A 25964-nucleotide genomic window follows, 5' to 3' on the forward strand; every position below is an offset into this window, starting at 1 on the left:
CAAGCCGCTCCACAAGCTCCTGACGCGTCCCCGCAGTGATAGCCGCACGATGCCCCAAATGAGCACGCCCCCCAGCCAACGAGAAAGCCAGGTCGCTGAGGTTGAGGTCGGGAGCTTCGGTGACCAGTCGGTGCAGGTTGTCTGCTTGTGTGCGCAGTGCGGCCGGGGTCCTCGCTGAGAGGGGAAACAGCAGCGGCCCGGTGTGCGCTGCCACCGGTATCGGCAGATGGCCAGGCGCTTCTTCGAGCACGAGATGGACATTGGTGCCGGAGATCCCGAAGGAGGAGACCGCAGCTCGTCGGATGCGCTCCCTGCGGAGCGGCCAGTCAACGGGCCAGGTCAACAGTCGCAGACATGTGGTGTCCCAGTCGATGTGCGGACTCGGTCTGTCGGCGTGCAGCGTTCGAGGCAGGCGTTGGTGCTGGAGTGCCAGGACCAACTTCATCATCCCCGCGACGCCCGCCGCGGCACCGGTGTGACCGAAGTTGGACTTGATGGAGCCCAGATGGAGGGGCCTATCGCGGTCCACTCCGTAGACCGCTGTCAGGGCCTGGGCTTCGATGGGGTCGCCCAGCGAGGTACCGGTGCCGTGCGCCTCCACCGCGTCGATGTCATCTGGTTCCAGTCCGGCGTTACGTAGCGCGGCACGGATGACGCTCCGCTGAGCAGGTCCGTTGGGCGCGGTCAGGCCGTTGGAGGCACCGTCCTGGTTGACTGCGGAGCCGCGGATCACCGCCAGCACCGGATGGCCGTTGCGGCGGGCGTCGGCGAGCCGTTCCAACAGCACCAGACCGACCCCCTCGGAGAGGCCCATGCCGTCGGCGTCGGCACCGAACGCCTTGCAGCGGCCGTCGGGAGCCACCGCGCCGAGCGAGAGGAGCCCGAGCAGCATCTCGGGTGTGGACAGGACCGAGACACCGCCGGCGAGGGCCAGATCGCAGTCGCCTGTGCGGAGTGCCTGGCAGGCCAGGTGGATCGCGGTCAGTGAGGAGGAACAGGCCGTGTCCACACTGACGGCGGGCCCCTGGAGCCCCAGGGTGTAGGCGATGCGACCCGAGGCGACACTGGTGGTGGTTCCGGTGAGACCGTACCCCTCGGCGGGAGAACCGTCCTCGCGCAACTCGGCTCCGCTGCCGTACAGAGAACTGAAGATGCCGGTGAAGACTCCGGTGGCGGTCCCCTTGAGGCGGTCGGGGGCGATGCCGGCGCGCTCCAGGGTCTCCCAGGCGACCTCCAGCAGAATCCTCTGCTGCGGGTCCATCGCGGCGGCCTCCCGCGGGGAGATCTCGAAGAAGGCCGCGTCGAACCCCGAGGCGTCCGCCAGACTGTGGACGCCGAGATTCTGCGGGCTGCCCATGGCATGGGCGGTCGACTCCCCCCAGACGGTCAGATCCCAGTCGCGGTCCTGGGGCAAGGACCCTGCGGTGTCCAGGCCGTCGTCGAGCAGCTGCCACAGATCGACGGGGGTACTGATCTCACCAGGGAATCGGCACCCCATGGACACGACCGCAATCGGTTCCCGGATCGCCCCGTTGATGCCTTTCAGCCGAACGTTCTCGCGCAGGGCGGCCCGTAGCGCCCGGGCCACCCGGTCATCGGATATCGACACCGGAACCCTCCTCGGCGGCAGGGTCGGGGTCAGGGGCGGTGCCAAAGCTGTTGAGGGCTGCTGACCACATACGGTAGTAGCCCGCCAGCACGGTGACCTCGATCAGCTGTGGTGTGTCATAGCGGGCCGCCAGCTGGTTCCAGGTGTCATCGCTGATGACGGCCAGCCGATGGAGCTCGTCGGCCGCGGTGAGCAGAGCCGCGTCATGCGGACTCCAGCCCTCGGCTTCCGGCCCGGCCGCGGTACGCGCGACCTCGGTCTCGGTGAGGCCCGCTCGGAGACCGAAACCCCTGTGGTGGGTGAGCACATAGGTCGAGTCCGCCAGATGGGCGGTGCGCAGGATCACCAGTTCACGGTCCCGGGCCGGAAGCACCCCGCTGAACAACAGGACGCCCGAGAAGGGGAAGGAGGCGATAAACAACGCGGGGTGCTGGGCGACCGTGGTGTTCCCGTTCCCGGTGCGCGCAGGCGGATAGGGGATCGAGGCAAGCAACTCGCGGACCTCGGTCGGGTGGTGTGCGGGGGCCAGCGGTGGGATGCGGACGGTCGTCATGGCTCACCGGGCCCATGTCATGGGTACGGGTCCAAAGCGGCGGAACTCATTGCTGCGGTCGGTCATGGCCGGCTGCTTTCCGGTCCCTGCGGGCGGGCAGGGCACCTGTCTGCTCACAGGAGCGGGCTCGACGGGGGCTGGGAGAGAAGCGGAAGGCTGCTCAGGGTGCGGATGGGGCCGGGGTTCCAGACGAGGTCGGTCGGATCGACGGCCAGGGTCAGGTCCGGGAAGCGGGTGAGGAGGGCGGGCAGGGAGACAGCGGCTTCCAGCCGGGCCAGTGCCCAGCCCGGGCAGAAGTGGATGCCGTGTCCGAAAGGCAGCCGTTCACCGGCCGGGCGGCGCAGGTCGAAGGTATGGGGGTCCGGGAATTGACGGGGGTCGTGGAGGGCGCTGATGAGCCCGATGATGACCTGAGTGCCGTCGCCGGGGATGGCAGTGTCCCCGATGACGACGTCGCGTTGGGCGAACCGCTGTTTGGTGTTGAGGACAGGCGGTAGGTAGCGCAGGGTCTCATCGATGGCCTGGTCGATCAGTGCGGGGTCGGCGCGCAGTAGGGCGAGCTGGTCGGGGTGGGTCAGCAGGCACAGGAGGGCGTTGGAGAGCAGACCGATACTGGTCTCGTGGCCACCCCCGAACAGGGCGATGACCGTGGCGCGCAGTTCACTGGCGGAGAGCAGGTCTGCGTCCGCACACCCCAGGAGGGCGCTCAGGAGGTCGGTGCCCGGACACGTGCGTTTGTCGGCGACCAACTGGTCGGCGTAGGGAATCAACTGATGGCGGGCGGCGAAGGCTTCCTTGACATCGGTGGCGAAGGTGATGAGGTGTGTCCAGGTGCGCAGGCGCGCCTGATCGGCCTCGTTGATGCCGAGGATGTTGCAGATCACCGTGAGGGCCAGTGGTGCGGCGAAGTCTTCCACGGCGTCGAAGGGCGCGGTGTCGGGCAGAGCATCGACCAGACGCTTGGTGGCCTCTTCCACCATGGGGCGCATGTCACGGGAGCGACGGGCGGTGAACGCCTGCGCGATCGGTTTGCGCAGGCGGGTGTGGTCGGGCGGGTCCGAGGTCAGCAGGATGCGGCCCTGGGGCAATTGGGTGGTGTCCGCCGAGAGGAGGTAGCGGGTGCGCCAGGCGGGGGTGGCGTTGGCAGGGTCGCTGGAAAGATCGGGGTGCGAGAGGGCCTCCTTGACCTCCTCGTAGCCGAGGATCAACCACGTGGGGGTGGAGTCGGGCTGGACGGCCCAGTGGATCGGGCCCTCGGCCAGCAACCGGGCGTAGACGGAATACGGGTCGCGGTGGAGAGCATCGCCGAAGGTGCGGAGGTCGATGGCGCGCCGCCCGTGGGCGGTGGTGGTGGGAAAGGGAGGGAGCTGGGTCATGGCGGCCTCTGCGAGGTGAGGGGTAGCGGAAGGAGGGCGCTGTGAAGGGAGAGGGCTTCTCGGCCGGAGGGAGCGGGCGGTATTACTCGTTGCCGAGCGCCAGGTTGATGAGTTCATCGGTGGTTGCGTTGTCGAAGAGGTCCGGTGCGGGTGATCGGTCGCTCCCGTGGGGCGCCTCCGCTTCCTGCTGTTCCGTCGGGATGAGTTCGGAAAGCAGGTACGCGCTGAGTGCTTGTGGTGTGGGGTGGTCGAAGATCAGCGTTGGCGAGAGTCGGATGCCGGTGCTGCGAGCAAGGGCATTGCGCAACTCCAGTGCGGTGAGCGAATCGAAGCCCAGGACGCGGAAGGATGCTTCGGGGTCGATGTCGTGGGGGGCGGAGCGCCCCAAGATGGTGGCGGCGTGGCCTCGGAGGAGGCCCAGAACCTGGTCAGACCGCCGCTCCGGAGCAACCGCCGCCAAACGCGTCACCAGCGAGCCACTGCCGTCTCCTGCCCCTGGGACGGTGGCGGTGCGCCGGGCCGGCCGGATCAGGTGGTGCAGCAGCGGATGGACCTCGTCGGTCAGCCCGGTGCGCACGGCCCGGGTGAGCGGTGCGGGGACGAGCGCGGCGGCGCCCTGCGCGAGTGCGTGGTCGAGCAGGGCGCCACCGTGGTCGGCCGCGATCGGTGCGAATCCAGCCCGCTCCAGCCGGGCACGGTCGGCGTCCGTCAGGTGTGTGCCCGCCGACGCCGGCTCCCATAGGCCCCAAGCGAGTGAGGTCGCGGGCAACCCGAGCAGATGGCGGTGGTGGGCCAGCGCGTCCAGGAAGACGTTGGCGGCGGCATAGTTTCCCTGCCCGGGAAGACCGAACACGCCGGCGACGCTGGAGTACAGGACGAACGCGGCCAGATCGAGATCCGCGGTGGCCTGGTGCAACTGCCAGGCGACTCCGGCCTTCACCGCCAGCACCCGATCCATCTGTTCCGGGGTAAGAACGGTGATCGGGGCGTCCGCGAGTTGCGCCGCAGTGTGGAGTACCGCGGTGAGGGGGCGCTCCGTGCCGATCTCCTCGACAAGGTTGCGGACGGCATCAGGCGCGGTGAGGTCACGGGCCATGACCACCACATCCGCGCCGCGGTCGGTCAACTCGGCGGTGAGGGAGCTCACTCCGGGAGCGTCTGCGCCTTGTCGGGAGACCAGGAGGAGGCGGATGCCGGGATGGTGCGCGGCGAGTTGTCGTGCCGCGATGCCGGCGAGGGTTCCGGTGCCTCCGGTGATCAGCACGGTGCCCTGGGGGTCGATCCGGGTGGGCAGTGTGAGTGCCAGCCTGGTCGTGTGCCGCGCGTCGCTCATCAGCCGAAGCGCTTCGGCTGTCTGGCGGATGTCATAGCCGGTGGTGGGCAGAGGTGTCAGTGCCCCGGAGGTGAACAGCTCTGCCAGCGCGCTGAGAGTGGATTGCAGCTGCGGGATACCGAGGGAGGTGAAGGAGAAGGAGCGGTAGTCAACGCCGGGGTGCGCGACGGCGACCTCGTCGGGATCGCGCAGATCGGACCTCCCCAGCTCGACGAAGTGGCCGCCCGGGGCCAGCAGCCGCAGTGAGGTGTCAGTGAGCTCGTTCTCCACCGCGCTCAGTACGGCATCCATACCGGCGCCCCCGATGGCGTCGCGGAAGGTGCTCTCGAATTCGAGCCCGTGGGGACCTGCGATGCGCTCAGCCGGGACCCCGAGGCTCTCTAGGACGGTCCCCCCGGCAGGCGGTGCGGTCGCGTACACCTCGGCGCCCAGATGTTGTGCGAGGCGGATCGCCGCGTGTCCTTCGCCGCCAGTTCCCGTATGGATCAGCACACGTTGCCCAGGGCTGACCTCCGCGAGGGTCACCAGGGCGTGGTACGCCGTGCCATAACTCACCGTCGCGACCGCGGCCTCCAGATCGCTCCAGCCCTCCGGGACGGGTATGAGCAGTCGCTCGTCCGCGACGGTGGTCGGTGCGAAGGCGCGTGGCACCAGCCCCATGACGCGGTCACCCTGCCGCTGCCGAGTGACATCGGAGCCGGTCTCGATGACCGTGCCGACGGCCTCCACACCGAACCCGTGACTGTTGTGCAACCGCCCGAGACAGATCGCGACATCGGAGGAGTTCAGTCCCGCCGCCCGCACCCGCAGCCGCACCTGCCACCCGCTCAAGGGCCGCTCCGGCTCCGCCTGGTACGTCAGGTCGTCGACAGTGTGCGTGGCACCGGTGGTGTCCATCCGCCAACCGGTCCCCTCGCGCCAATCGTCGAGCCCGGTCCCTTCGGTACGAGACCGGAGTGCGGGCAGATGCGCCACTCCATCGCGCCATGCCACTTGGGGCACCTGGGCGGTGAGTGCGGCGCGTACCGCCTCCGGGACGGGCGCGTGCGAGGCGGACCCGTCATGGTCGAGCAGGACAACGCGTCCGGGGTGCTCGGACTGGGCACTGCGCACCAGCCCCCACAGCGCCGCTCCGGCAGGGTCGACGGGTTCCCCGGGATGGGTGGCGACGGCCTGCCGGGTGATCACGAGGAGTCGGGTGTGCTCCTGCGCTGCATCGGCGAGCCATTCCTGGAGGAACGACAGTGCCTGGTGGAGGAGTTCGCGGGTGCGGGTGAGTATGTCGCCCTCCGCCTCGGGCGCGGTCCAGTACAGGACATCGTCCGCTGTCCCTTCTGGGATCACCCCCTTCTGCGGGGTCCAGGACAGTTGGAGCAGATCGCGGCGTACGGTCGGATGCCGCTGCTCGACGGCGGGCTGGTAGGGGCGGGTGGTAACGGAGTCCACCGTGAGGACGGGGGCGCCGGCCGGATCGTAGGTCTCCACGCGCCAAGCGTCCGCGCCGATGGGACGGATACGGATGTCCAGGGTGGTGGACCCGGTGGCGTGCAGGGTCACCCCGGAGAGGGTGAACGGCAGCCGCACTCCACCACCGGTAACGGTACCGAGCAGCAGTGGTTGAAGGGCGGCGTCCAGCAGGGCGGGGTGGATTCCGAAGCCTTTGGCGTCGAGGCCCGCTGGCAGCTTTGCCTGCGCGTAGATGGTGTCGTTGTCCCGCCAGAGTGCGGTGATGCCGCTGAAGGTCGGCCCGTAGACGTACCCGGCCTCCGCCAGCTCGGCGTAGCACTCCTGCGCATCGCGGTGTCGGGCGCTGTCCGGGCGACTCCACCGGGGTGTGTTGTCCCGCACCGCGGTGGTCAACTCACCGCTGGCGCAGAGCTGCCAGGGCTCGTCATTCGTGGGTCCCTTCGACCGGGCGTACAGGGTGAATTCGCCGGTCGTGTGCTCCACGGTGAGTTGGACCTCCTGCGCCCGGTCGAGGAACAGCGTTCGCTGGAGGACGAGTTCGGTGATCCACGGAAGGCCGATGAGGTGGCCGGCGTGGAGAACGACCTCGGTAACGGCCGCCGCGGGGAGCAGCGGGACGCCCTGCACGGCGTGGTCGGCCAACCAGGGGAGTTTGGTGCAGGAGATCTGTCCGACGAGGATGGTGCTCTCCCGACCTGCCCATTCCAACGCCGTGCCCAGCAGTGGATGGCCAGTGGCAGTGGCACCCGGCGGAACCTCTAGGTCACCGGGGCCTGCGGTCAACCAATGGTGCTCGGGGCGGAAAGCGTAGGTCGGCAGGTCCACGCTCTGCGCCCCGGGGTGCACGGCGGACCAGTCGGGAAGGTGACCGTGGCAGTAGAGCAGCGGCAGTGTCGCCCGGTCGGGATGCTTCCGTCCCAGGGTGCCGCAGGCGAGCGGTGGAGGTGACCCGACAGACGGGTCGACCGTATCCAGGATGTGCTGGAGCGCCGGGAGAAGGGTGGGACGGGGGCTCACTTCAAGGTAGGTGCTGTGCCCTGCGTCCAGGAGCGCGTGGACGGTGTCCTGGAAGCGGACGACGCGGCGGACACTGTGCCACCAGTACTCCGCATCCAGTTGTTCTCCGCTCAGCGCCGTGTCATGGGGGTAGCCATCAACAGTGGAGTGGAAGGCGTAGCGAGTCGGCCGTGGGCTCACCGGGGCGAGCTCGCTCAGGATCTGCTGGCGCAGCCCGTCCATCATGGGCCCGTGCACTGCTATCGTCCCTGTCCGCACCCGGACGGGAATGCCCTGCTCAGCGCAGTGGGTACGGAGCTCCGCCAGGGCCTCGTCCTCGCCGGAGACCACAGTGGAAGCGGGGCCGTTCACGACCGCGAGGGACAACCGCCCCTCATAGGACTCCACCAGCGCGACCGCCTCGGCCTCACCGAGCGTGAGGAACGCGGTCCCTCCTCCGGTACCCATCAGGGTGTCCATGGTCCGTGAGCGCAAGGCTACGATCCGGGCCGCGTCCTCCAGCGTGAGGGCGCCGGCGATATGAGCGGCGGCGACCTCGCCCTGGGAATGGCCGATCACCGCGTCGGGGACGATGCCGTACGACTCCCACAACCGTGCCAACGACACCATCACCGCCCACAACGCCGGCTGGACCACACCCAACTCCGCCAAGTCCGGAGCACCCGCGTCCTGCCGCAGTACCGCAAGGAGATCCCACGCCACCCACGGCGCCAGAGCCCTGGCACAGGCATCCAGATGCTGCCGAAACACCGGCTCCGAACCGTACAACTCCACCCCCATACCCACCCGCTGCGCACCGTGCCCGGGAAACACCCACACCAGACGCCGATCCGAGCCGGTGGCCGGCCGTGCGGTGGCGAAGACCGAGGGGTGCTCCTCGCCGGAGGCGAGCGCGTGGAGGGCTGCGAGGGCGGTGTCCCGGTCCTGTTCAGGTCCGAGTGCGATGGCGGCCCGATAGGGATGGTGGGTACGCGTGGTTGCCAGGGAGTGCCCGACGTCGGCGAGCGGGAGTGCGGGGTGTCCTTCGACGTGGCGGGCCAGCCGCGCAGCGGTGTCACACAGCGCCTCGGGAGAGCGGGCCGAGAGCGGCCAGACGAGGGGGGCGAGCCGACCTGTGGGAGTGTCCTCGCGACGCCCCACCTCAGGGTGTGTTCCGGCCGGGGCCTCCTGCAGGATCAGATGGGCGTTGGTGCCGCTGGCACCGAAGGAGGAGACACCGATCCGACGCGGGCGTTCTCCCGCTGGCCATGGCTGCGCCCGCGTGACCAACTGGACGCGGTCGTCCCAGGTGATGAGCGGGGTGGGCCGTTCGGCATGCAAGGTGGGAGGCAGCATCTCGTGCTGGAGGGCCAGGACGCCCTTGATGAGGCCGGCGACGCCGGCAGTTGCCTGGGTATGACCGAGGTTCGACTTGATCGAGCCGAGGAGCAGCGGCCCCCTGGTGCGCTCTCCCCCATAGGCGGCCATCAGGGCTTCGACCTCGATGGGATCGCCCAGCGAGGTGCCGGTGCCGTGCGCCTCCACCGCGTCGACGTCTGCGGGTGTCAGCGCGGCATCGGCGAGGGCGTCGATGATGACGCGTTCCTGCGCGAGGCCGCTGGGTGCGGTGAGCGTGTTGGTGGCACCGTCCTGGTTGAGAGCGGAGCCGCGGATGACGGCGAGGACGGGCCGGCCGGCTGCCTGTGCGTCGCCGAGCCGCTGGAGGGTGAGCATTCCGGCGCCCTCGGCGACACCGATGCCGTCGGCGCCGTCGGCGAAGGGCTTGCAGCGGCCGTCCGCCGCGAGCGCCCCCTGATCGCCGAACCCGATGAGATCGGCCGGGGTGGCCAATGCGGTGGCACCACCGGCCAGAGCGAGGTCGCACTCCCCGGCCCGTAGGGAGCGGCAGGCGAGGTGCACCGCGGTCAGTGAGGAGGAGCACGCGGTGTCCACACTGATGGCCGGGCCCGCCAGGCCCAGGGTGTAGGCGATACGGCCGGAGGCGATGCTGGGCATCACCCCGGATTGCAGGTGGGCGCTGGGCTCGGACCGGTGGTGGTGCGCGTAGTCGCTGGGCATCATCCCGGCGAACACCCCGGTGCGGGTGCCGGCCAGCGATGCGGGGACGATCCGGGCGCGTTCGATCGACTCCCACGCGGTGGCGAGCAGCAATCGCTGCTGGGGCTCCATCGCCTCTGCCTCCCTGGGCGAGATGGCGAAGAACGCGGCATCGAACCCCGCGATGTCGTCCAGGAACCCACCACGGCGCGCGGAGACTCTTTCCCGAAGGGCTTCCAGGTCCCAGCCTCGATCGAGGGGCATCTCCCCGGTGGCGTCCGTCGCGTCGATCAGCAGTTGCCAGAGCTCCTCTGGGCTGGTGACACCGGCGGGGAAGCGACAGCCGATGCCGATGACAGCGATCGCTTCATCATCACGAGTGTGGGTGTCCAGAGCCAGGGGGCCGCTCGTCGTGGTGGTCCCGGCGATGTGTGCGGCCAGAGCGAGAACAGTGGGATGGCGCCACACCACCATAGGGGACAGTGTCACACCGTGTTCGGCGCTCAGCTCGGCCGAGAGCCGTACGGCTCCCGCGGAGCTGAGGCCCTGTCGGCCGAGCGGCAGCTTGGGGGCGACGGGGCTGCCGGTGATCGCGGCGACTCGCGTGGCGATCCGCTCGACGAGATCGCCGGTGGACGTGGGCTCAGCCGCGGCCAGCGGCTCGGTAACGGCCCTCGCGAGCCGGTCGACCGCTGAGCGCAGGTCCTGGAGATAGCGGGCGGCCTGCTCGCCGTTGAGAGCCAGATGGTCGAAGGCCAGTGCCAACTGCCGCTCCCCGCGTGTGTCAGGGGTGCCGAGGAAGAGCGTGGCCACGGCAGGGGCCACCACTACCGGCACCGCGTAGTGGGCACTTGGCACATCGAGGTGGGAGATGTTCAGTGTGACCTGGCCGTCCGCCCCCGCGCCGCCGTGGCGGGCGTTCTCCACACCGTTCTGGTACTCGGCCACGAACGAGGTAAAGGTCAGCTGGTCCGCCTGGGGGACCACGGCGGAGAACAGGTCTTTTCCGTCGCCGACGGCGATGCCCAGACTCAGGTGCCCAAACGTCCGCAAGGAGTCGTTGCCCAGCCGGCGGGTGCGCAGGGCCGGGTGGTCCGCGGTGGTGCGGGCGGCGAGGTGGGCCAGTGCGGTGAACTCGGTCGCGAAGAGCGGTTCCCCGCTCTGGTGGTGCAGGGCGTCGGTGGCGCGGCGCAGGGTGTTCTGATCGAGGGTAGTGGCGACGAGCGCGGGCACGGTGCGGGCCGCTGAGTCTTCCATGGCCTGGTTGAGTTGCTGCCTCGCCGGGGAGATGGGGTGATCGGTCCACCGCGCGGGCGTAACCCAGGAGTCGATGTCTTGGGCGGTGCGAGGGGGGCCGTGCTCGGTGGCCAACGCATCGATCCGAGCGTCGCTGATGCCTAACTCCCGGGCGAGTGCGCGGAGTCGGGGTGCGACTCTCGCCGTGGCGGGTCCGTTGGCGCGGGGTGCGGGTCGGCCTTCGCGGTCGGTGTGATGGATCGGGCCAGCTGTTTGATCTGTCGGATCAGTGTCTTCACCGTCCCGTGGCGGGGGGTCCACGGGGTCGGTGAGTTCGAGATGGGCGATCTCGGTGCCGGGCGGCACGGTGTCGCCTTCCGCCACCAGCCAGGTGCTGACGCGGCCGGTCGCCGGCGACTCGATCTCCATCGTCGCCTTGACGGTCTCGACCTCGTACAGGGGCTCGTCCCGCTCGACCCGTTCACCAGTCTGCTTGAGCAGGCGCAGCACGGTGACCTCGACGATGCTCTCGCCGAGGTGCGGTACTACCAGCACATGACGCATGGAGTGCTCCTGGTCAGGTCAGAGTGGCGTGCACGGCCGTGACGATGTCATCGGTCGAAGGCATGACATGCGCTTCCAGCCCGGTGTCGTAGGGGATGTGCACCGACTGTCTGGACACCAGGCGCGGAGGGGCGAGCAGTTGGTAGAAGGAGTCGGGATCGGTGACCAGAGCCGAGACGAGCCAGGCGCCGAAACTGCTGGCCGGTACCGCCTCCTGCACCACGACCAGCCGCCCGGTGCGGGTCAGGGACTGCCGCAGCGGGCCGAGGTCCAGCGGGTCGAGCCAGCACAGCCCCACCACGTCGACGTACACCTGGGCGTCGGCCAGTCGGTCGGCGGCTTCCTGGGCGAGTTCGCGACAGTTGCCCCACGCGACGACGGAGACATGGGCGTTACGCCGGGAGGGGGGCGCGGACGAGTCGGGAATGCGGCGCCGCAGCAGGTGCTTCGGCAGCAGGATCACGGTGGGGTCGGCGCCCGAGCGTGCGGTACGGAAGGCCGCGGTGGTCTCTGCGGGGGTGTAGGGCATCGCGACGCGCAGTCCGGGGGTCTGGGTGAGACTGCTTTCCAGGCTCTGGCTGTGCCAGATACCGCCGCCCGGCACATAGGCCCCGGACGGTGCGTACAGGATCAGCGGACAGGTCCAGGCGCCTGCGGTGCGCCAGCGCAGGGTGGCGAGCTGGCTGGTGATCTGGTTCCACGCAATGCCGGCGAAGTCGATGAACTGGAGTTCCACCACGGGTCGTAGCCCTGCCGCGGCCAGTCCGACGCCGACTCCGACGATGGTGGCCTCGGCCAGCGGGGAGTTGACCACCCGGTCCGGGTGGCCGAGGTTCTTGGTGAGGGAGAAGACACCGCCTTTGGGTGCGGCGATGTCCTCGCCGAAGAGAAGGGTGTCGGAGTCCTTCAGTGCCTCGGCGAGCGAGGCGGTGACAGCTACGGCCATGGTCGCGGGGCGCTCTCCGGGTGCCACGGCGGGGAGCGGTACCGGTGGGGCGTAGAGCTGGGTGAGCACCTCTGCCGGGTCGGGCCGGGGCGCGCGGGCGGCCGACTCGAACGCCTCCAACACCTCTTCGGCGATGTCCTCACAAAGCCGACGAAGCTCGTCCTCGTCCAGCACACCCTCGTCCAGCAGACGACGGCTCAGGATGGTGATCGGGTCGCGCATCCGGGCCAGTTCCTCAGAACTGCGGTAGACCCGCTGGTCGTCGAAGGACGAGTGGGAATCCAGCCTGTCCATCTCGCACCACAGCACCACCGGCCCGCCACCGTCCCGGGCCCGTTGGATGGCCTCCTTGGCCGCGCGATCCAATACCGCGGGGTCCGCCGCGTCCGGAACCGACTCCCCCGTCAACAGCGACAGCCCCCGTGCGGTGCCGGAGGCGGTACGGGTGCTGATTCCATAGGCGTTGTCCTCCACCACGAAGACCAGCGGAAGCCGCTTCTCCACGGCGAAGGCGAGCGCTTCATAGAACTCGCCCTGCCGCGTGGACGCCTCGCCAAGCAAGCACACCACCACATCGTCCCGACCGCGCAGCAGGGCGGCCCAGGCGAGTCCGGCGGCAGGCAAACAGTTGCTCGCCACCGGGGCGGCGATGGAGAAGATGTTCAGTGGGCGGTACGAGAAGTGGCTCGTCATGTTGCGGCCAACCGATGCGGATGCCGCGGTGGCGAACAGGTCCGCCGCCATGTCGGCCAGGGTCATCCCGCGGGCCAGTGCGAGCGCCCGGTCACGGTAGTGCGGAGCGATGATGTCGTCCGGCCCCAGGTGCCACGCGAGCACCGCCAGCGACTCATGGCCAGAACCAGAGAAGTGGTATCCGATCTGCCCCTGGCGGTAGGCCAGTGCCGCTCGCCGGTCGAACTCCCTTGACACCAGCATGGTACGGAGCCAACTCATGGCACGCCCCTCGGCGAGCCCGGATACCGGGTCCGGGCTGGCTACGGCGGCGTGGCTGTCGACCATCAGAGTGCCTTCTCTGCTCGCGGGAGACCGTGACCGTGTATCGCCCACTCCGCCTGGATGACGTGGACGAAGGCGACTGCCCAAGCGCGCGGACGCCTGGCGGGTCGGGCATGAAGCCCTAGAGCCGGGCAGTCGGCGGCCTGCCCGGGCGGGCGTCCACCCGGCGCGGCCAAGGCGCACCGCCTCGGCGCGGAGGGGAGGGTCCGCTGCCCGGCGAGTCCTTGGCCGCCGACTCCATCGCAGCAGCGCGCATGCCTGGACACATCGCCGCTTCCGGGCGCGAGGCAACCTTGCGTGCGGATGTCCGCGGGACGGTGGACGTTCATGCCCCGCCACCTGTGGTGCCGCTGTCCGTCTGCAATACCTGCGCGTCCAGGCTGTAGTAGTCCTCATGTCGGGTGATCTTCATATCCGGCCCGAATGTGAAGACGGAAGCACCCCGGACCTTGATCTTGCTGCCGACCACGAACCCTTCGGGGAGCCCCGGGAACACGGTGGCGAGAGTGCCGGTGACCACCCAGGTGGCCGCCGCGCTGCCGGGGCACGCGACCAGGGTCCGCGCCTCTGACCAGGTGTCGGGAACAGCCGCGAGCCAGGCATCGAGTGTTGTGGAGTAGACACGGTGGTCTCGTACACACAATCCCAGGGCGATGTCCTCGAAGATGAAGCCCTCCGCGTAGAAGGCGGCGGCGCCCTGCGCGTCTTGGGCGTTGATGGCCGCGATCAGCCGGGTGACGAGTTCCGCCTCCACCGCAGGGTTCTGCGGAGCATGTTCCGGCATCACTGACCGCCCGCCAGGTGGGTACGGCATCGGCGCGGGCCAGGCCGCCGGTGGCGTGAGATGGTTCCTTGCCTCGAACGTCGGCAACGGGGCACAGCGTGCTGTCCAGGACTGGCAGCGGATGGGCTACTCATGGTCATCGCAATCTCCGTCGAAAGACTTGACACAGAGTGATAGGACGCCACCCACGCGGAGTGCCAGTCGGTCACCGTCTCCTATTGACCGGCGGTACCGGGCGGGAATATATCTACAACAGCGCCACTCGCGTCCTGGCGGAAGAGGCGTGGAGCCCTGAATCCATGCACGCGTTGAACGCTTGCGCGTTTGTGAATCCCCAGACCGGCCGTTGCGGAGGGACTCATGGCACGCCAGCAACCGAACGACCGGTTGGTCGCGTTACTGGGCGAAGCGGAATGGAAGGGCACAGAACTCGCCCGGGCGGTAGTGACCTTGGGAGCGGCGCAGGGGCTGCGTCTTGGATACGACCGCACTTCAGTGGCCCACTGGTTGTCCGGCTCCCGCCCGCGACCTCCCGTCCCGGAACTGGTGGCCGCAGCCCTGACCCGCCGCATCGGGCGGGCAGTCACCCCGGAGGACACCGGCCTGGTCCCGACACGACGAGCGACGGCTGCGTTCACCGAGCTGCGCCCAAGGGCAACGGATTCCGATGCGAGGGATGTTGTCCATCGCATGATCGACCTGTGCCGCCAAGACGCAGACCCCACCAACCGCGCCCACCTCAAACGCAGCATTTTCAGCCCGACCGGCCTCGCCGTGCCGGCATGGCCCTCTACCTCGGACCAACTGCGCACACCTATCGACCCCGGAGCGGAGGTCACCAGCGCTCCCGCTGAGCTCCTGCAAGAGATGGGCCGACTCTTCTTGGATCTGGCCGTGCGGTACGGCGGCGCACACGCCCGCACCTCACTGGTGATCTATCTCGCCGACGACGTCGCCAGCATTCTGGCCGCCCCCGCACCACCACACGCCCACCGCGAACTTCTCACCACCGCATCCCAACTCACTCACATACTGGCCGATATGACCATCGATGCTGGTCACCCTGGCCTGGCCCAGCGCTACTACACCATCGCCCTGGCCCTCGCCCGCCAGGCAGACGACCGCCGCCAGTACGCCATCACCCTACGTTCCATCAGTCTGCAGTCCTTGACTCTTGGACACCCCACCACCGCCCACCGCTTTGCCCACGCCGCTCTCGAGGCCGCCGGACCCAGCATCGATCCCGCCGCCCGCGCCTTCCTCCTCGCCCAACACGCCCTCACCCAAGCCCACCAACACCACTCGCGCTCCGCCCGAGCCACCCTGATCGACGCTGAATACTGGCACGAACAAGCCGACAGCAATCCGTCCGGTCCGTTCACCAACTACCCACGCCCCGGCCTGGAGTACCAGCGTGCCCAAACCCTCTCAGCTCTGGGCGATTGGCCCGGGGCTCTAGCGTCCCTCTCCGACGCCGCCCGCAACCGCAACTCCACCCAACGTACCCCTCATGCGCTCACCCAGGCCCGCCTAGCCGAAACGCACCTCCGCCTTGGCCACTTGGAGGTGGCCTGCCACCACTGGCACATCTTCCTCAATGTCTACCCCCGCATCCGATCCCACCGAGCCGACCGGGCCCATATCCGTCTCCTCCACGCCGCCGGACGCTTCCCCCACCAACGTCACGCCACCGCACTCCTGGAACACGCCCAAACTGTCATCACTCGCTCTCCAGAAAACCCATGAGGCCCCGTGGCGATCATCTCGTGGGTTCAACTCGCCACCCAGGTCGAGCCAGCAAAGACACCCACAATACTGCTATCGCCACAGCGGCGACCGCTCATAGTCCCCAAGCGGCGTTCAGCCACCCCGGCGAGAGCGAAAAGGTAGCGAGTATCTTGACCACCTGTGATAGATGCGTACCGCGTGGCGGCGGACTTCTTGAGGGGCGGCCTGCTCGGCGGCCAGCAGGGCGCGGCAGCAGCCGTTCGGGTTCGTTCCACTGGTCGAAGGCGCGGGCGACAACGATCGCGTAGCGTACCGCCGTTCGGCCGTGGGTAGGTCTGTGGCGTTGATGTGGCGGGCGGACGCGACACGGCGAGGCTGAGGCACATCCAGATAGGCCAGCAGACGGGTCTCCGCGCGAGCGGAAGTGCGCGGCCCATTGCTGCGGAGAATCAAGGGTAGACCTCCAGAGCAGAGCCCCGGCCCTGCCGCGCTGCTCAACGTCGAGTAGCTCAGGAAGGACGTCCATCAGCCGCGGGAGTCATCTGGGACTTCCGACTTCATCAGCCGGTGCGAGCATGAATCAAGTGAAAGACCATTCGCGCAGGTCAGCAGCCAAAGACCCCTCATCGTGGCAGGTCACCGCGCTGGCTGGTCTCTTGCGCGACATCTGAGCGGGCCGATCGGGCTCGGTGCATCACTCGTCGTCGCATCAGCACCTGACGAAGGCCCTCACCGAGAAGGGCCGGATCACCCCGGTCGTCGACCGCGCCTACACCCTCGCCAAGGCACCCGCAGCCATCCGCCACCTGAGGCGGGGGCACCCCCCGGGGCAAGCTCATCGTCACCGTCCGACGGCGGCCCGGCGTCCCACGGGCCGAAGTTCCTTCACAAGAGCGCAAGCGTTCAACACGTGCACGCATCCACCACGTCGCACCTGTTCACAGGAGAAGCCGACGGGTGTCGAATGGTCGGAGGGCCTTACCTCCTCCGCTGCCCCGGGCATCGGCTCGCGGTCTCCGCGAGCCCCCCTCCCTCGGCAGCCGGACAAGGGCGAATCCACGATAAGGGGCCTCGATACGGAGGCTGAGATGCGTTTGCGGAATCGCACACGCCGCTTCATCGGGAAGCCGGTCCGCACTCATGACGAGCTGCCGGCGGCGCTGCCCTTCCCCAACGGCTGGTTCTATCTGGGCATGTCTCGCGAGTGGACACCGGGATCCGTCCGCACCCTGCCCTTCGCTGGGGAGGAGGTCGTCATCTACCGCACCCGACGCGGCACGCTCTGCGCCACCCGTCCGTACTGTCCGCACATGGGTGCGCATCTGGGTGTCGGCGGCGCCGTCGAGGGCGAGTATCTGGTGTGCCCCTTCCACCGCTTCGGCTTCGCCACGAACGGCGAGTGTGCGCGGACCCCCTATGGATCGCCGCCCAAGGCCAGGCTGGACACGCTTCCCGTCCGGGAGATCTCCGGCATGGTCTGGGTCTGGCGCCATCACGCCGGTGAACCGCCCCTGTGGGAGCTGCCGGACATGGGCATCCCCGGTGGGCACGCGCCCGTGAGCCGCTCGATCGAACTGGCGGGCCAGGCACAGGACGTGGTGGAGAACGGGATCGACTACGGGCACATCGTCGAGCTTCACGGCCTCGGCGTCCAGGACCCGGTCACAAAATTCGTGCCTGGCAGCCCCTTCTTCGATGTGAGCCTCCGGCTGCTCCGCAAGTTCCCCCTGCTGGGCACCACCGAACAGGACGTGAAAATGCGGGGCATCGGTGTCGGCGCCTACTACGGCGAATTCGACCTGGCGCGCTACGGCCTGCGTATCCTCGCCTGGTCTCTGTGCACGCCCACCGAATCCGGCCGCTTCCGGTTCACCTTGGTCAACGTTTCTTCCCTCGACGGGCCCCGATGGCTGCCCGGGCCGCTGCGACGCCTCGGCGCGCGTGCCGTCAGCCGTGCCGCGCTCCGGGCCGGCGTCAAGGACACCACCATCGACCTGTACATCTGGAACCACCGGCGCTTCCTGCATCATCCCAAGCTCAACCAGGAGGACGGACCCATCGGACCCTTCCGGCTCTGGTCCCGCCAGTTCTATCCGCCCGTGGCAGTGGACGCTGCCGGAGACGTGGCCGAAGCCGCCCCGGCCACGTCTCCGGCCCCGCCGCCCCGGGACATCCTGCCGCAGGTGACGACGGAGACCTGAGGTCCGCGCGGTCGTCACGCGGCTGGATCCTCCTCTCCTCGATCCTTCTCTGCTGCCCCTGGACCAATTGAGCCCGGAGGTATTTGAGCGGCTGGTGGCCGAAGTTGTCAGTCGGCAGGACAACAGCGGTGTCCAATTCTTCGGTCGCCGGGGACAGAAGCAGTACGGCTTGGACGTGGTTGAGCGACACCGTGATGGTAAGAGGTCGCTGTACCAGGTCAAGCGCTACAAGGTGCTCACACCAAAGCTATTGAAGTCCGCAGTCGTGGAGTACGCGGGGGAACCGCGTCTCAGAGGTGAGAACCGGAAGCCCAGACCGTTCGCGCCTTATCGCTTCGTCGTGGTGACATCAGCAGAGCTGGATCGTGACACGGCAACCGTGCAGGCCGCCAATACCTTGCAGGACACTACACGGGCGATCTGGAGATCGAGGTCTGGGGTGCCGAGGAACTCGGCCGCAAACTGCGGGATGCTCCGTTCCTGGTGGCCGCTGTGTTCGGTGGGCCCTGGGCCGGGGCATGGTGCGGATTCACTCCCAAGTCAGCGGATGTATCGGCACCTCTCCCGCTGGGATTGGTCGAGGGTCCCCTTGCCGTTCTTCACTTGGAGGCGATGGAGGCAGACGCAGCCCGGATGGAAGACTCGGCTCCGGCCCAGTCGGCTCACCTGTACGAGACCATGTCCCGGCATCTGGCGGACAGTAACTTCCCCGGCCATGCGGAGCAGATGCGTCGGCGTCAGGCCAGTGCGGCCCGGGCCGCAGGTGAAGCACAGGCAAGCTTCGCCATTCTTGCCGATCTCGCGGTGAAGAAGATTCACTCCGGCTCGACCGACTCTCGCTTCCCCGAGCGCGATTTTGGTGATCTCGCTGTCGAAATCGGCGGCGCAGCGCAGGCGAAGTACGCCGTGCTTTCTGCTATCGCCGACTGGTACGGGCGCGGCACTCGACTCTCAGACACGATTCCGGCCCTTGAGGAGCTCGTCGCGGCGCGTGAACCAGATGCAGGTCTGTTGTGCTGCCTCGTCCTGGAGCAGGCCGTCGTGGACAACTAGTACGATCATGCCCCGCCCCACTCCGTCGTCGCCGATGTCGATGACGAAACGCCCACTCTGCTGACCCGCCTTCGTGAGCTGGCGGGCGTCGCAGAGGTGAGCGACGTCGTTGAGCGAGCCGAGAACCTCTGGAGGCAATCGGTCCTGGCGAGCAGCGAGGACACCTACTACGGCGATGCCCGCTACGCCCTGCGCGCAGCTCAGCGGTCCGACTGGGACCGTGGACTCCTGGAGCTGAACGGTCTCCACCTGATCACCAGCGCCCTCCCGTCCAGAAAGCGGCTACTGGCCGGCACTCACGATGCCGCCCTGTCCGCCTACAACGGAGCACACGACGGCAATACGGCCGAAGCCTTCGGCGCCACCCGGCGCTTCCTTTGGGAGGCACGCCTGTCAGGCGGCTGGCAGGAGGAACTGCTTGCGCTCGAGCTGTTCGGAGATCTCCTGACGCGCGCAGGGCACCTTGAAGAAGCGGTGCAGACCTACCTCGGCGCGGGCAACAGCAAGAAGGCCGTTCAGGTCGCCCTGAACCTGGTGACCATGGTCCTGGACCGGATCGACCGCGAGGAACCCCACCACGCTCAGCAGGCGGCGACCGCTCTCCGGTCCGCCAGGGCCGCCCTGGAGATCACCCCCGGCCTGCAGGACGACATCGACACCGAGTGGACCTGGGCGGACTACCCCATGCCCTGGCTGGCCCGCGACGAGATCCGCGAGGTCTCCCAGGAGGCGCAGAGGATCCACGACGGCATAGCCGCCGGCCGCCTGGTCATCCACCGCAGCCATTCAATCGCCGCCTCCCGGCGCCCGACTGCAGTCCGAAAGCGCTGACAGGGCCGGTACAGCACTCCGGATTCCGGCGCCGACGTGCCCCGGTCCGCCGAGCATCTGGGCTGCATGGATGGATACCCCGCGGTACTGGGGTGAGGTGGCGACGTGTCGGTTTGCCGTACGGCTGTCCGTGTCTATGGCTGTCTGATGATGCCTGGCCACTCCCGAACACGGGGACGGCCGGGTCCGGGAGTCGAGGAGCGTATCGATGGCCAGGTTCCGAATAGGGGCAGTCAGTCTGCCAGGGCTGGCCGGGGCGGTCGGCCTGGTGATGCTGGCGTGCTTCCCCGCCTGGGCCGCCGGCTCGGTGGCGCGGCAAACCGATGACAGACCGCAGTCCTGGTCCGGCCAAGTCTCCCGAGTGCTGGATGTCGGCTCACCCAGGGGGTCGGCGCCTGCGCGGCCCCTGGGTGCGGTGGCGTGCACGGCGTCGACCGGGCCGTATCAGGAGGAGGTGGAGGAGCATCTGGGGCTGGTGGTGGACGGTGTCCAGTCCGCGGGGGACTGTGCGGCGATCCGGGAGTTCCAGCGGGAGCTCGGGATCCTTCCCGACCAGGGGTACGCGGGCCTGTACACGTACCGCGCGGTGCTGTGGGAGCGGGCGGTGGCCGACGGGGACGGGATCGCCGGGTGCCCGGACACATCAGGGGTGGTGGTGTGTGTAGACATGAACCGGCAGATCCTGTGGGTGGAGAACGCCGGGCGGATCATCTTCCGGCCGGTTCCGGCGCGTACCGGGTCGCCGGACTTTCCGACCCGTACGGGGTGGCACACGATATTCGACCGGCAGAAGGAGTTCTGGTCGACGCTGTACGAGGGGCCGATGCCGTTCGCCCAGTTCTTCGACGGCGGCCAGGCGCTGCACGGCAGTTACCGCAACATCTGGGAGGACCCCGGCTCCCACGGCTGTGTCAACCTCCGCTACGAGGACGCGAAGGCGCTGTGGAGCGGGCTGCGGCTGGGTGACGATGTCTACGTCTGGGGCCGGCGCACCGGCGACTGACACAGGACGGCACCCGGCGCCACGTCCGGAGGATGGGCATCCGGTCAGCGGGCGGCCGTCGCGCTCAGCACCAGCCCGTGACTCGCCCGCTTCACCTTCCTCTTTCCATCGCTCTCGGTCTCCTCGTTCTCCTCCCCCTCTGGGTCCTTGATGACCTTGGCGGGCGGCGGGCCGAGGGCGATGACGCGCAGTTCACGAGCCCTGCCCTTGTCCTTGTCCTTGTCCTTGTCCTTTTGGCTGGGGGAGCTCTTGAGGGCGGCGGGGTCGGGGGCGGGCTCGCTCAGCTCCTGGATGCGACCGATGACGAACGTCACCCGTTCCCCGTCCGCCCGCTCCACCACGATCTTGTCGCCGACCCGGGTCCTGGCGACGTTCCTCAGCAGGCCCGCACGGCCGTCCGCGTGGATGCGCCCGGCGAGGACTGCCACCCCCTTCTCTCCCGGGGCCACCGTGCCGGAGTGCCAGCCGACCCGGGACGCACGGTCCGCAGGAGGCAGCGGAACGGCCCCTCGCTTGACGGGCTTCAGGTCAGGCACCGGTGCCGCGTCGACGCCGGCGGAGGCGATCCGCAGCTTCACCGGCCGGGCCTCCGCGGCCGCAGGTGCCCCGGCCCGCCCGTCGTCGAAGGGACCGGTCCCGGCATCACAGCCGACAGCACCGGTACTGAGAACCAGGGCGATCAGTCCAGCGGCTGCTGGACTGATCAGGGAGCGAGGCCGACCAAGGACATCACGCGCATGGATGGCTCCGGAAGCACTCAGCGGTGCAACTCGACAGACATAACAAAGCGGACACTATGCGAGTGATACGCACGTCTCGGTCGTGACATCCCGGGTACCCAAACCATTTTCCCGTCGGGCAGGAACATGACGATGGCCCGGGACACCCACTCGCGGGTGTCCCGGGCCATGTGCGTCAGAAGTCAGGAAGTAAGGGCCGCGCGGGGGCGGTCCTTGTCCTTGTCCTTGACATCTACCTTGCCCTTAGTCGTGCAGCGGGCGTCGGTTTTGCCGGGGGCTTCACTGCCGCCTGCGGGGCAGTTGCTGCCGGGGGTGTCGGAGGCCACGGTGTTGTCGAGCTTGAGGTCACCGAACGGGCGGGCGTTGGTGGTGAGGGAGAAGGTGATGGTCGCGGTCTGTCCGAGGGCGAGTGCGCCGGACCATTCCAGGACGGGCTCGCTGTAGGAGACGTCGCCGCGGGTGGCGGTGGCGTCGTTGTTGTAGCGGGCGTCGTCGAGGAGTTCGGTGAGGTCGTCGCTGAAGGTCGCCGGGTTCGCCTCGGTGTAGGCGGCAGTCCCGGTGTTCTTCACCGTGATCGTGTACTCGACCTCCTCGCCGGCCTTGACGGTCGCGGGACCGTTCTGCTTCTTGGTGATCTCCAGTTTGGAGATTTTGGTGGTGGTGGTGCTGGTGTTGTTGCCGGGGGTGGGGTCGGGGTCGTCGCCCTTGACGGTCGCCGTGTTGGTGAGGGTGGTGGCGTTCGCGGCGGCGGTGCCGGTCACCGTGATGGTGACGCTGGCGCCGTTGGCAAGGGGGCCGCCGGTGCAGGTGAGGGTGGAGGCTCCGATGCCGCAGCCCGGGCTCTGCGTCGATGCCCCGGTGAGCTGGGCGGGGATGCTGTCGGTGAGGGTCCAGCCGGACGAGGCGCCCGGTCCGTTGTTGGTGATGACGATGGTGTAGGTGATCTCGCCGCCGAGGGTGACGGTGGCGGGTCCGGTCTTGGCCACGGAGAGGTCGACGCTGCGGCCGACGTTCGTGGTGGTGGTGTCCTGGTTGTTGTTCGGGTTGGGGTCGGGGTCGTCACCGGTGACCGTCGCCGTGTTCACGATGGTCGTGGCGCCGGGTGCGGCGTTACCGGTCAGCGCGATGTTGAAACTCGCGCCGTTGGCGAGGGGGCCGCCGTCACAGGTCAGGTTGCCGCCCGCGACCGTGCAGCCGGCCGTGGTCGTGGCGGCGTTCGTCAGACCTGCCGGAATCGGGTCGGTCAGGGTCCAGCCCGTTGACGCGCTCGGACCGTTGTTGGTGACGGTGATGGTGTACGAGACGGCGCCGCCCGCGGCCACCGTGGCCGGGCCCGACTTGTCGACCGCGAGGTCAGCCTCGGGGGTGACGTTCGTCGTCGTCGTGGAGGTGTTGTTGTTCGGGTTCGGGTCCGGGTCGTCGCCGTCCACGGTGGCCGTGTTCACGATGGTGGTGGTACCCGGAGCTGCGGTGCCGGTGAGGGTGATGTTGGTGCTGGCGCCGTTGGCGAGCGGTCCGCCGGTGCAGGTGAGGTTGCCGCCCGCGACGGTGCAGCCGACCGTGGTGGTGGCGGCGCCGTTCAGACCTGCCGGGATGGGGTCGGTCAGGGTCCACCCGGTGGAGTCGTTCGGGCCGTTGTTGGTGACCGTGATCGTGTAGGAGACGTTCCCGTTCACGTCGACCATGGCGGGGCCGGTCTTGGTGACCGCGAGGTCGACCGAGGCCGGAGGTGTCGTGGTGGTGTCGGTGTTGTTGTTCGGGTTGGGGTCGGGGTCGTCGCCCGTGACCGTGGCCGTGTTGGTGATGGGCGTGGTGCCCGGGCCGGCCGTGCCGGTGACCGTGATCGTGGTGGCGGCTCCGTTGGCGAGCGCGGCGCCGGTGCAGTTGAGGACTCCGGCGGTGATGGTGCAGCCGGGGGTCGACGTGGACGGGTTGACCAGGGCAGCCGGAAGGGTGTCCATGACCGTGTAGCCGGTTGAGTCCCTGGGGCCGTTGTTGGTCACCGTGATCGTGTAGGTAAGCGGTTGGCTCGGACTGTAGGCGGCTGGGGCCGCCGTCTTGGCCAGGGCGAGGTCGGTGGCAGCACCGGGGAAGTTGGTGAAGGTACAGGTGGTCTGGACACCGTTCGCGTCAGGGGACGCGGGCTGGGTCACCTGGACGGAGGTGCCGTTGCCGGAGGCAATCGGCGCGTTGTTGTGGGCGGTGTCCACACACGAGTACGTGGTGGTGTAGTCGGCCAGATTCGTGCCGCCCGCACCCGTCTCGGTGAAGGTGTAGGTCTGACCGACGACGGCGGGGACGGTGGTGGTCTCGCCGACGGCGGTCTGCAAACCGGTGTCCGTACCGGTGGTGGTGCCGATGTTGCCCGAGCCGATGCCGTTCCCGGTGACCGACACCTGGAACTGGTCACCCGGGTTGACCCGGCCCACGATGTTCTTCTGCGCGGTCAGCGAGCCAGTGAAGGAGCAGTTCCCGGCGTCCGCGACCCCGGAGGGCGTGCCTCCCGGAACCGACATGTTCACCGAGGAGACGAGCGCCCCGGTGTTGGGGTCGATCTTGCTCAGTACGCCGGCCGCGCCCTCGTTCACGGTGACGTAGAGGTAACCGTCTGCCCCGAACATCACACCGCCGTACGCGGTCCCGCTCGCGGAGGGCGGGAGGGTGGAGAGCAGACTCCCGGTCAGCAGCATGTTCACCGCTGTGGTCGGCAGGGTCTGATTGATCCGGACCAGGACACTGGTGGTGCCGCCGGAGATCAGCATGTACAGGTTTCCGGCGCTGTCGAAGGCCATGTCGCCCGACCCGCCACCGGTGGGGTAGTTCAGCGTGCCCACCTGGCCGACGCTGACATTGTTGACCGTGTCGAAGGCGTAGATCGCCTGAGCCGAGGACGAGTTCAGCGAGCCGGAGTAGTAGTACCAGCCGTTGACTGGGTTGATCGCCCCCCGCAGGATGGCACCCACCCCGGGTGGCTGCACCACACCCGGGAACGCCTGGGTGGTGTTGGTCGCCAGGTCCAGCCGGTACACGTTGTACGGACTGCCCGAGGCCGCCGGGGGCGACAGCGCCCACGCCGACAGCCCGCCCGGGGAGATGTCCATCGCGTTCAGGTTCGGGGCGATCCCCGTGAAGGTGCCGATCGCGGAACGGACACCCGTGCTCAGATTCACCTCCTGGACCGAACCGTCACCACCCGACAGCACATAACCGAACCCCGGCAGACACGCCGCCGGCACCCGCGCCGATACGGCCGGTGCCGTCTTCGGCTCGGGGGCGGCTGCCACTGCGGTCGACCCGAGGGCCGCGGTTCCCAGCTGGGCCAGAACACCGAGCACCAGCAGCAGCCGGCCGGGGCTGCGAACCGACAGGGCCCCGGGGGGCCTTCCTCGAAGGCTGATCGTCACAGCGTTTCTCCGTTTCTGTGTCCGGGACCGGAAAGCGGACACACCCCACGAGCCTCACATGACACCTATTCAGATAGATAATGATCCTCTAGGCACATTTAGGGCACTCATGGATTCGTGTCGTTCTGCCCGACCGGCCATTTGCCCTACGCGCGAGACCCTCCTCAGAGGCCGGCTCCTTCCGTCGCCGCGGTCCGCCTGTGCCGCTGAAAGCCGACCGCGCGAGGAAGCCACAACCGTGACCAGCCGAGACGGCCGGCATCGTCCCAGGCCGATCACTGCGGCGGCTCTGGTGCAAGACACTGCCCGGTGAAGCCGGCAGATGATCACCATCAGCCGAGTCCGGGCGCATGCAAGCGGCCAGGACAGGGACACGGCAGCTCCGAGCCCCCTGCCCCGAGTGCCTCGCCAACGGACTCGCTGTCCAAAGCCGGGCAGCCGCACAAGGAACTTCTGCTCGGAGAGGGAGCTCTGACACAACAGCAATCCCGCAACAGGCTCCCAGCCCCCCTCCCGGCCTCCAGGGACAAGAGCAGTCAGGTGAGCCGGCAGCACGCTGGTGACGGGGCCGGCCTGAGTCCCGTCCCATGACGGTGCGGTTCAGTTTCACGGAATCCCGCGGAGGCATCCATATCCATGGGGTGGGCTGTGGACGGCAGACCGGGTCGGGCCGCCTCCTCCGCTTCCAACCCCCTCCCCGCAGCCGCCGACACCCACGTGCGGCCATGGACAGCGCCACAGCGGACGCCCGCCCCGTGGACCGCAAGCCCTACCTGTTCACCTGGGACGACCACGGCACACCCAGATCTGCTCTGCACGCCTCGGAGCCATCCGCCCGCAAAGCGACGGCGTCCAGCTCGCCAAAGTCGCCCTCCCCTCCTTCCGAGCCACCCAGGCCAATGAGCCGCCACCAAGGCCGGGAGACCTTGCCGGGCAGCCCGGAGACCGCCGATGACCGGCCGATACACAATCCGCCCGGTCGAAAGCGGTCGGTCTCCAACAGCGCCGAGAGACCCCGAGGGCAGGGCGGGGGAACGTAACAGCGGGTCCCCGGTTCACGAAAGC

General features: G+C 68.5%; 13 protein-coding genes. 5 read left to right on the plus strand and 8 right to left on the minus strand.

From position 1 onward, the window contains the following. From ACH4S7_RS13910 to ACH4S7_RS13935, 6 genes are all read right to left on the minus strand, one after another. Positions 1-1609, minus strand: a 1609-nt coding sequence (locus tag ACH4S7_RS13910) for a type I polyketide synthase (protein WP_398521384.1), incomplete at its 3' end; no start/stop codon positions are given. Continuing rightward, positions 1593-2162: a carboxymuconolactone decarboxylase family protein gene (locus ACH4S7_RS13915; protein WP_398521385.1), complete on the minus strand. Its 570-nt coding sequence runs from the start codon at positions 2160-2162 to the stop codon at positions 1593-1595. The genes ACH4S7_RS13915 and ACH4S7_RS13910, both read right to left, overlap by 17 nt. Positions 2163-2275: 113 nt before the next feature. Next, positions 2276-3538: a cytochrome P450 gene (locus ACH4S7_RS13920; protein ID WP_398521386.1), complete on the minus strand. Its 1263-nt coding sequence runs from the start codon at positions 3536-3538 to the stop codon at positions 2276-2278. Between the two features lie 82 nt (positions 3539-3620). Beyond that, a complete protein-coding gene (locus tag ACH4S7_RS13925; protein WP_398521387.1) occupies positions 3621-11192 on the minus strand; it encodes an SDR family NAD(P)-dependent oxidoreductase in 7572 nt (2523 codons plus the stop codon). Between the two features lie 13 nt (positions 11193-11205). Beyond that, positions 11206-13092 carry a thiamine pyrophosphate-dependent enzyme gene (locus ACH4S7_RS13930; protein WP_398521388.1) on the minus strand — a complete coding sequence of 629 codons (1887 nt, stop codon included), beginning with the start codon at positions 13090-13092 and terminating at the stop codon, positions 11206-11208. Positions 13093-13480: 388 nt separating this feature from the next. Continuing rightward, positions 13481-13939, minus strand: a complete 459-nt coding sequence (locus tag ACH4S7_RS13935) for a nuclear transport factor 2 family protein (RefSeq protein WP_398521389.1) — start codon at positions 13937-13939, stop codon at positions 13481-13483. 360 nt (positions 13940-14299) lie between these two features. On the opposite strand from ACH4S7_RS13935, the gene ACH4S7_RS13940 reads away from it, so the two are divergent. The 5 genes from ACH4S7_RS13940 (at position 14300) to ACH4S7_RS13960 (ending at position 20755) form a co-directional block, all read left to right on the plus strand. After that, entirely contained in the window at positions 14300-15685 is a 1386-nt protein-coding gene (locus ACH4S7_RS13940) for a tol-pal system YbgF family protein (RefSeq protein WP_398521390.1), read from the plus strand. Positions 15686-16755: 1070 nt separating this feature from the next. Continuing rightward, positions 16756-17868: a Rieske 2Fe-2S domain-containing protein gene (locus ACH4S7_RS13945; RefSeq protein WP_398521391.1), complete on the plus strand. Its 1113-nt coding sequence runs from the start codon at positions 16756-16758 to the stop codon at positions 17866-17868. A 603-nt stretch (positions 17869-18471) separates the two neighbouring features. After that, positions 18472-18921, plus strand: coding sequence for a hypothetical protein (locus ACH4S7_RS13950; protein ID WP_398521392.1), 450 nt, complete (start codon positions 18472-18474; stop codon positions 18919-18921). Between the two features lie 96 nt (positions 18922-19017). Continuing rightward, positions 19018-19752, plus strand: a complete 735-nt coding sequence (locus ACH4S7_RS13955) for a hypothetical protein (protein WP_398521393.1) — start codon at positions 19018-19020, stop codon at positions 19750-19752. Positions 19753-20206: 454 nt separating this feature from the next. Next, positions 20207-20755, plus strand: a complete 549-nt coding sequence (locus tag ACH4S7_RS13960) for a L,D-transpeptidase family protein (protein ID WP_398521394.1) — start codon at positions 20207-20209, stop codon at positions 20753-20755. Between the two features lie 44 nt (positions 20756-20799). Here ACH4S7_RS13960 and ACH4S7_RS13965 read toward each other — a convergent pair whose 3' ends face one another. Together ACH4S7_RS13965 and ACH4S7_RS13970 are read right to left on the minus strand one after the other, a co-directional pair. Then, the gene (locus tag ACH4S7_RS13965) at positions 20800-21333 is read right to left on the minus strand and encodes a sortase domain-bontaining protein (RefSeq protein ID WP_398521395.1); all 534 of its coding nucleotides are present in this window, start codon (positions 21331-21333) and stop codon (positions 20800-20802) included. A gap of 344 nt (positions 21334-21677) precedes the next feature. Next, positions 21678-24899 carry a hypothetical protein gene (locus tag ACH4S7_RS13970; protein ID WP_398521396.1) on the minus strand — a complete coding sequence of 1074 codons (3222 nt, stop codon included), beginning with the start codon at positions 24897-24899 and terminating at the stop codon, positions 21678-21680. Between the last annotated feature and the right edge of the window lie 1065 nt (positions 24900-25964).

The organism is Streptomyces sp. NPDC020965, assembly GCF_044333555.1.
GTDB lineage: Bacteria > Actinomycetota > Actinomycetes > Streptomycetales > Streptomycetaceae > Streptomyces.

What these genes read in the sequence shown, in the direction of transcription:
- ACH4S7_RS13920 (WP_398521386.1), bottom strand. Translation starts at nt 3,538, where the DNA reads ATGACCCAGCTCCCTCCCTTTCCCACCACCACCGCCCACGGGCGGCGC.
- ACH4S7_RS13930 (WP_398521388.1), bottom strand. Translation starts at nt 13,092, where the DNA reads ATGAGTTGGCTCCGTACCATGCTGGTGTCAAGGGAGTTCGACCGGCGA.
- ACH4S7_RS13945 (WP_398521391.1), top strand. Translation starts at nt 16,756, where the DNA reads ATGCGTTTGCGGAATCGCACACGCCGCTTCATCGGGAAGCCGGTCCGC.
- ACH4S7_RS13935 (WP_398521389.1), bottom strand. Translation starts at nt 13,939, where the DNA reads ATGCCGGAACATGCTCCGCAGAACCCTGCGGTGGAGGCGGAACTCGTC.
- ACH4S7_RS13925 (WP_398521387.1), bottom strand. Translation starts at nt 11,192, where the DNA reads ATGCGTCATGTGCTGGTAGTACCGCACCTCGGCGAGAGCATCGTCGAG.
- ACH4S7_RS13940 (WP_398521390.1), top strand. Translation starts at nt 14,300, where the DNA reads ATGGCACGCCAGCAACCGAACGACCGGTTGGTCGCGTTACTGGGCGAA.
- ACH4S7_RS13915 (WP_398521385.1), bottom strand. Translation starts at nt 2,162, where the DNA reads ATGACGACCGTCCGCATCCCACCGCTGGCCCCCGCACACCACCCGACC.